Genomic DNA, 6,313 nt, shown 5'->3' with positions numbered 1-6,313 from the left:
GAAGAAGCTAGAAAGCAAGAAGAGGCTAGAAAGCAGGAAGAAGCTAGAAAGCAAGAAGAGGCTAGAAAGCAGGAAGAAGCTAAAAAACAAGAGAATAAAGGTCATGTACTAAATGCGTTTGAAAAACGTGTTGTGGAGCTAGTTAATGTAGAACGAGCGAAAGTTGGCTTATCTCCATTGCAGATAGATACAGAGCTTAGTAAAGTAGCACGTTTAAAATCAGAGGATATGTTGACAAATAATTATTTTGATCATAATAGTCCAGTTTATAATTCGCCATTTGACATGATGAAACGTTTTGGTATTTCTTATTCAGCAGCAGGTGAAAATATCGCTAAAGGGCAACAAACACCAGAAGGAGTTATGGATGCTTGGATGCACAGTCCAGGGCACCGTGCGAATATTCTAAATAGGAATTTTACTTATATAGGTGTTGGTTACGTGAAACAAGGAAATATTTGGACGCAACAATTTATTAAAAAATAAATAAAAATTGTTGATAAACTCGAGTTTTTAGCAAAAAAAACTTTTTTGAATTTGCAAATGATGGAATTTAAATTATGAAACGAATTCAGCCGTTTAGTAAAGGTATTCCATGAAGAGTTCAATAAAAAGTTTTGAACGACAGAAGTCATTTTTACGAATGACTTCTGTTTTTTATTATAAGCGTCACCTGTCCCCCACCTATCTTCCTTATCAAGTTGTCTAAAGCTTTTTCACATATTGGTGGGTAATGAAATAGTAAAGCAAGAACCTTGATTTACTTCACTTGTGACAGTAATTTCTCCATCATGTAGTTCAACTATCTCTTTAACAATAGCAAGCCCTAATCCAGTTCCACCAGTTGAACGAGATCTTGCTTTATCAACGCGATAAAATCGTTCGAAAATGTGTGGAATATTTTCTTTTGGAATTCCTTCTCCAGTATCTTGTATGGCAATTTCAATTTGTGTTTTATGCTCTGTAACGGAAATTATAATTCGAGAATGTTCAGCTGAATGTGCATAAGCATTATTTAAAATATTAACAATAACTTGTTCAAATCTTTGTTCATCAAGAACTATGGAAAGTGAAGAAGAACATGTTGAAGAAACGTGGATATGTTTCGCTTCATACATCATATTCACTTTTGTAACAATGCGAGAAAGGAAGGTTTGCAAGTGTACTTCCCTTGCCTGAATAGAAAAATTATGATTTTCCATTTGAGCAAGTAAAAACAAGTCCTGTACTAAATTTGTAATAGAATCAGCTTCGTCTCTTATAATCGATAAATACCTTTGACGCTGCTCAGGAGATGTACCGTTTTTCATGGCGATGTCTGCATATCCTCTTACATAAGTTAGCGGTGTTCTTAGTTCATGAGCGACACTTGCCAAAAATTCACTGCGTTCTTTTTTCATGTAATGTAAATCATTTGCGAGCGTTTGGATAGACACGGCAAGTTCGCCGATTTCATCATTTCGAGTACTAGTTAAAGAGACGGATAAATCACCATGACTCATTTTTTCAGTAGCATGCTTCATACGGAGGAGCGGCTTCGTTAACAGACGTGATAGAAGAAATATCGTAATGAATGTTAAAATGAATGTAACAGCACCAGCAACAAGAAATTGTTTTGTAAGACCTGCAATCATTTGTTTAATGGAACTTGTGCCAAGAAACATATAAACATAACCTTGCATTTTTCCTTCTATTATTATTGGACTAACTGTGCATATATAGTTAGAAGTTTTCCAGTGATTCTCCACGATAGTTCCGTTGTGGTTCGTATCTGCTATCATTCCAATAATGTGCCTCTTTATAGTGGAATCTATATCATTAGAATTTGCTAATATTTCTTTATTGGTATTTGTTATGACAACCTTTGTTTCAGCTTCTGACTCCATTAAGGCGACATGAGAAATAGTTTGCGAATCAAAATGTTTTTCGAGTACATCTCGGTGGCTATTTCCGCGTTTTAATAATGCTGTCATCTCTTCGTTTACCCTATTATTTACAAGACTATAATAGAGTAATATAAATAAAACGCTCTCAATTAGAAGTGTAACAATTAAAAAATAAAATCCAAGTTGAACAGAAATCCGTTTCATCGCGTTACTCCTTAATTTTCAATATCAATCCATCGATAGCCAATTCCATACACGGTTTTTAAATGTTTATCAATTGGGAATTTGGCCTTTCGTAATTTATCACGCAAATTACGAATATGAGAATCTACTGTACGATCCTCTGTATTTGTATCTAGCCCCCAAATCCGCTCAATAAGCTGATCGCGACTTAATACATAGTTCACATGATGTAAAAATAACCCAAGTAAAGAAAATTCGATTGGTGTAAGGAGGAGTTCTTGATCATAAACGGAGATAAAGTGTCTCGCTTCATCCCACAAAATTCCTTTATAGCGTAGTTGCTCATGTTGATTACTACGCCGTAATACAGCTTCAATACGTGCTAATAATTCTTCTTCTTGAAAAGGTTTCGTTATATAATCATCAGCCCCAATTTTTAATCCTTGAACAACATCAATCGTTTGATCGCGTGCGGTTACCATAATAATAGGAACGTTACTAAATGAACGGATCCTTTTGCATGTTTCCCATCCATCCATTTTCGGCATCATAATATCGAGAAGAATGAACTTGAAATTTTGTTTTTCTATATAGGAAAGGGCTTCTTGTCCAGAAGTGACACAAATGCAGTTATATCCTCTAGGAGTAAGATAAAGTGCTACTAATTCCAGCATACGCGTTTCATCATCTACAAGTAGTATATCCATCATATAATATCCTCCGTATTTGTATTCACTACTAAAAGTGTAAAGCAAAATCATGAAGAAATGGTGCAGATTATGATGCATCTGCATAATTTCTTCAGAATTGCTTGCTATCGTATAGTTGAAATTTCCATTTTCGGTAAAGGATATAGGCTTGAAAAATGATGGATATGGAGGCGATTTAGTGAAAAAGGTAACTCAAGTTTTGAGTATGACAATAGTTGCTGCATTTGGACTTGTAGCGTGTGGGCAAGCAAATACAGAGCATAAAAATCACGAATCTGCAAACGAGAAGAAAAATAATCAGCAAAAGGAAATGAATCGTGAAGCGATGCCACCGAAAGAAATGAATGCCGATGCATCTCGTGATTTATTAACAACAAGCTTAAAAAATATCACACGATTAAACACAAATGACTCTGTTCACATGGCAGTCTTAACATCACAAACAATTTGGCCAGCGACTCATAAGGAGAATCAACCGGGAGCGGTAATTTTAGTACCAGTTAATCATTGGCAACTTGGAATTGCTAGTGCGGATCTCATTCATCATCCAAACAATGGACCTATTTTATTTATGAATAAGGAAAGTATTCCGGAAGCGACATTAAAGGAAATAAAACGGTTAAAACCACTTGGAACAAAAGATGGAACGCAAATTATGGTGATGGGAGATGTAGAATCTCCCGTATTAGATCAACTGAAAGAATACAAAGTAAAACAGATAAAAGAGACTGATCCAGCGAAGTTTGCGAAAGATGTTGATAAAGAATATGCAGACATAACAGGGAAGTATCCGGAAAGTGTTATTGTCGGTTCGTCTGAAGAAGAAGGGCGTTTGTATACAACTCCAGCCGTGAACTGGATTTCTCATATGCCTGAACCTCTTTTATATGTAGGTAAAGATAAAGTACCCGAAGCTACAATTGAGGCGTTAAAAGCAAGAAAAGGAAAAGTAAATATATATGTGTTAGGCCCAGAAAAAATTGTTTCAAAAGAGGTAGAAAAACAATTGAGTAAGCATGGCAAAGTAACCCGTATTAGTGGAGAAACTCCGACAGAGAATTCAATTGCCTTCGCAAAGTTCAAAGATGAAAAAACGAAATTTGGTTGGGGATTTAAAAAGCCGGGACATGGCGTATCATTTACTTCAACAGAAACACCTGATTTAGCAATTGCTGGTGCGCCGTTTTCACATATGGGGAAACATGCACCGGTCCTTCTATTAGAGAATGGTAAAGTAACGCAGTCAGTATATGATTTACTAGCGATGATAAAACCGAAGTTTAAAGATGATCCAACGCTTGGGCCATATAACCATGGTTTTTTATTAGGGAATATAGAGAATATTTCATTTGATACACAAGGGATATTAGATGAAAGATTAGAGATTGTTCAAGAAAATGGCGAGGGGCATAGTGGGCATTAAAAGAAAAAGCATTGCGTCAGGCAATGCTTTTTTATTTGGGAAACTTTTTCATAGCAGAAAATCTGACGTTCGTTATATAATAGCCTTCGTGCAGTCGGATCGATTTTCTTATGAAGAAAATCAAAAATAAAAAATTAGAGGAGTGTTCTTTTGTTTCAAACTATAAAAAATGAATGGTTTTCTAATGTGAAAGGTGATGTGTTATCAGGGATTGTTGTTGCATTAGCTTTAATTCCTGAAGCAATTGCCTTTTCTGTTATTGCAGGGGTAGATCCAATGGTTGGATTATACGCTGCTTTTTGTATCGCAGTGACAATTTCATTTGTGGGCGGAAGACCAGGAATGATTTCTGCTGCAACAGGTGCGATGGCACTGTTGATGATAACGATTGTAAAAGATTATGGATTACAGTATTTGTTTGCTACAACAATTTTAACCGGTGTTGTACAAATTATCTTTGGCGTGTTAAAACTAAGTTCATTTATGAAATTTGTTCCGCGTTCTGTCATGAGCGGATTTGTGAATTCGTTAGGGATTTTAGTTTTTACAGCACAATTGCCTCATTTTCAAGGCGCGAATTGGCAAATGTATGCGTTAGTAGCTTTAGGGCTCGCAATTATTTATCTATTTCCACGTATTACAACAGCAGTGCCTTCTACACTTATTGCTATTATTGTCGTGACAAGTATTGCAATATTGGGCGGTTTACAATTACGTACAGTTGGTGATATGGGAAGTTTACCAACTGAATTACCGTTTTTTAGTATTCCGAATGTGCCATTTACGTTAGAAACATTAGCTATTATTTTACCGTATTCTATTATGTTAGCTGTTATTGGTTTATTAGAGTCACTATTAACGGCATCTCTTTTAGATGATATGACAGATACAACAAGTAATAAGCATAAAGAGGCACGTGGACAAGGAATTTCTAATATTGTTGCTGGTTTCTTTGGTGGAATGGCAGGGTGTGCTATGATTGGACAATCTGTTATTAATATTAAATCCGGTGGTCGTGGTCGCTTATCCACATTCGTAGCAGGTGGATTTTTAATTGTATTGCTGTTTGTTCTTGGTGACTATGTTGTCCATATCCCGATGGCAGCATTAGTTGCAGTTATGATTATGGTTTCTATCGGGACATTTGATTGGAACTCTGTATTTACTCTTCATAAAGTTCCCAAAGGTGATGCCTTTGTTATGATTGTAACAGTTACAATTGTTCTCGTTACACATAATCTAGCTCTTGGTGTTATGATTGGTACAGTTATAAGTGCAGTTTTATTCGCATTTAATATGGCAAAAAAGATTCACGTGAAACATTTTTATGTTGGTGAGAAAAAAATATATGCCATTTATGGCCAACTCTTTTTTGCATCTACTACAGAATTCATAAATGCATTTCAATTTAAAGGAGATGTAAAGGAAGTAGAAATTGATTTTACACAGGCTCATGTATGGGATGGTTCAGCAGTAGCAGCAGTTGATAAAGTTGTAATGAAGTATGAGCAAAATGGTGTAAAAGTAAAGATAACGGGATTAAATGAGCGCAGTTCAGAACTTGTTATAAAATTGGCGAAACAAGCTGTTTGTTAAATAGGAAGAACTTTTTCGGAGAACCGAAAGAGTTCTTTTTATATTATAATACGAGTATGATGATGAAAGGGGCTCCAGCATATGTACAAGCAAATTATACTAGCATGTGATGGTTCAGAACATGCGCTTCGTGCAGCAAAACATACCGCACATATTGCTAAATTTAGTAAAGAAGTAAATGTTGAAGTTGTATATGTTGTAGACAATAAAACAGCAAAATCAGATATTATACAGGGGCAAACAGATATAGAGACAATCTCAGCTAGTAGAAAAGATAGATTAAAGGAAATTGAGTCTTTATTACAGCAAGAAGAGATCTCCTATAATATTACGATTTTACATGGTGATCCAGGAAATACACTTGTGCAATATGTAAATACAGGAGATATTGATCTTGTTATAGTAGGGAGCAGAGGATTAAATACATTGCAAGAAATGGTGCTTGGTAGTGTCAGTCATAAAGTGGCTAAACGAGTGAGATGTCCAGTGATGATTGTGAAGTAACAGACGGCAGA

Annotated in this window: 6 protein-coding genes; 4 read left to right on the top strand and 2 right to left on the bottom strand. The window is 35.6% G+C overall.

All coding sequences use genetic code 11. From position 1 onward, the window contains the following. Positions 1-486: CAP domain-containing protein (locus CN288_RS24075; protein ID WP_255260050.1), on the top strand; the 486-nt coding region annotated here is incomplete at its 5' end. Between the two features lie 230 nt (positions 487-716). Here CN288_RS24075 and CN288_RS24070 read toward each other — a convergent pair. Both CN288_RS24070 and CN288_RS24065 read right to left on the bottom strand, forming a co-directional pair. Further along, on the bottom strand, positions 717-2,090 hold the full coding sequence (locus tag CN288_RS24070; RefSeq protein WP_026592922.1) for a sensor histidine kinase: 1,374 nt from the start codon (positions 2,088-2,090) through the stop codon (positions 717-719). Positions 2,091-2,101: 11 nt separating this feature from the next. Then, positions 2,102-2,830, bottom strand: coding sequence for a response regulator transcription factor (locus tag CN288_RS24065; protein WP_170833696.1), 729 nt, complete (start codon positions 2,828-2,830; stop codon positions 2,102-2,104). Positions 2,831-2,984: 154 nt separating this feature from the next. Here CN288_RS24065 and CN288_RS24060 point away from each other — a divergent pair, with 154 nt between their 5' ends. From CN288_RS24060 to CN288_RS24050, 3 genes are all read left to right on the top strand, one after another. Next, positions 2,985-4,202, top strand: coding sequence for a cell wall-binding repeat-containing protein (locus CN288_RS24060; protein ID WP_441296571.1), 1,218 nt, complete (start codon positions 2,985-2,987; stop codon positions 4,200-4,202). A 150-nt stretch (positions 4,203-4,352) separates the two neighbouring features. Next, positions 4,353-5,798, top strand: coding sequence for a SulP family inorganic anion transporter (locus tag CN288_RS24055; RefSeq protein ID WP_026592925.1), 1,446 nt, complete (start codon positions 4,353-4,355; stop codon positions 5,796-5,798). Between the two features lie 81 nt (positions 5,799-5,879). After that, complete coding sequence (locus CN288_RS24050) at positions 5,880-6,302, top strand: universal stress protein (protein ID WP_026592926.1); 423 nt, start codon at positions 5,880-5,882, stop codon at positions 6,300-6,302. Positions 6,303-6,313: the final 11 nt, after the last annotated feature.

It is taken from the genome of Bacillus sp. AFS023182, assembly GCF_002560575.1.
Taxonomy (GTDB): domain Bacteria; phylum Bacillota; class Bacilli; order Bacillales; family Bacillaceae_G; genus Bacillus_A; species Bacillus_A arachidis.
This window is presented reverse-complemented; position numbering and strand designations above follow the sequence as displayed.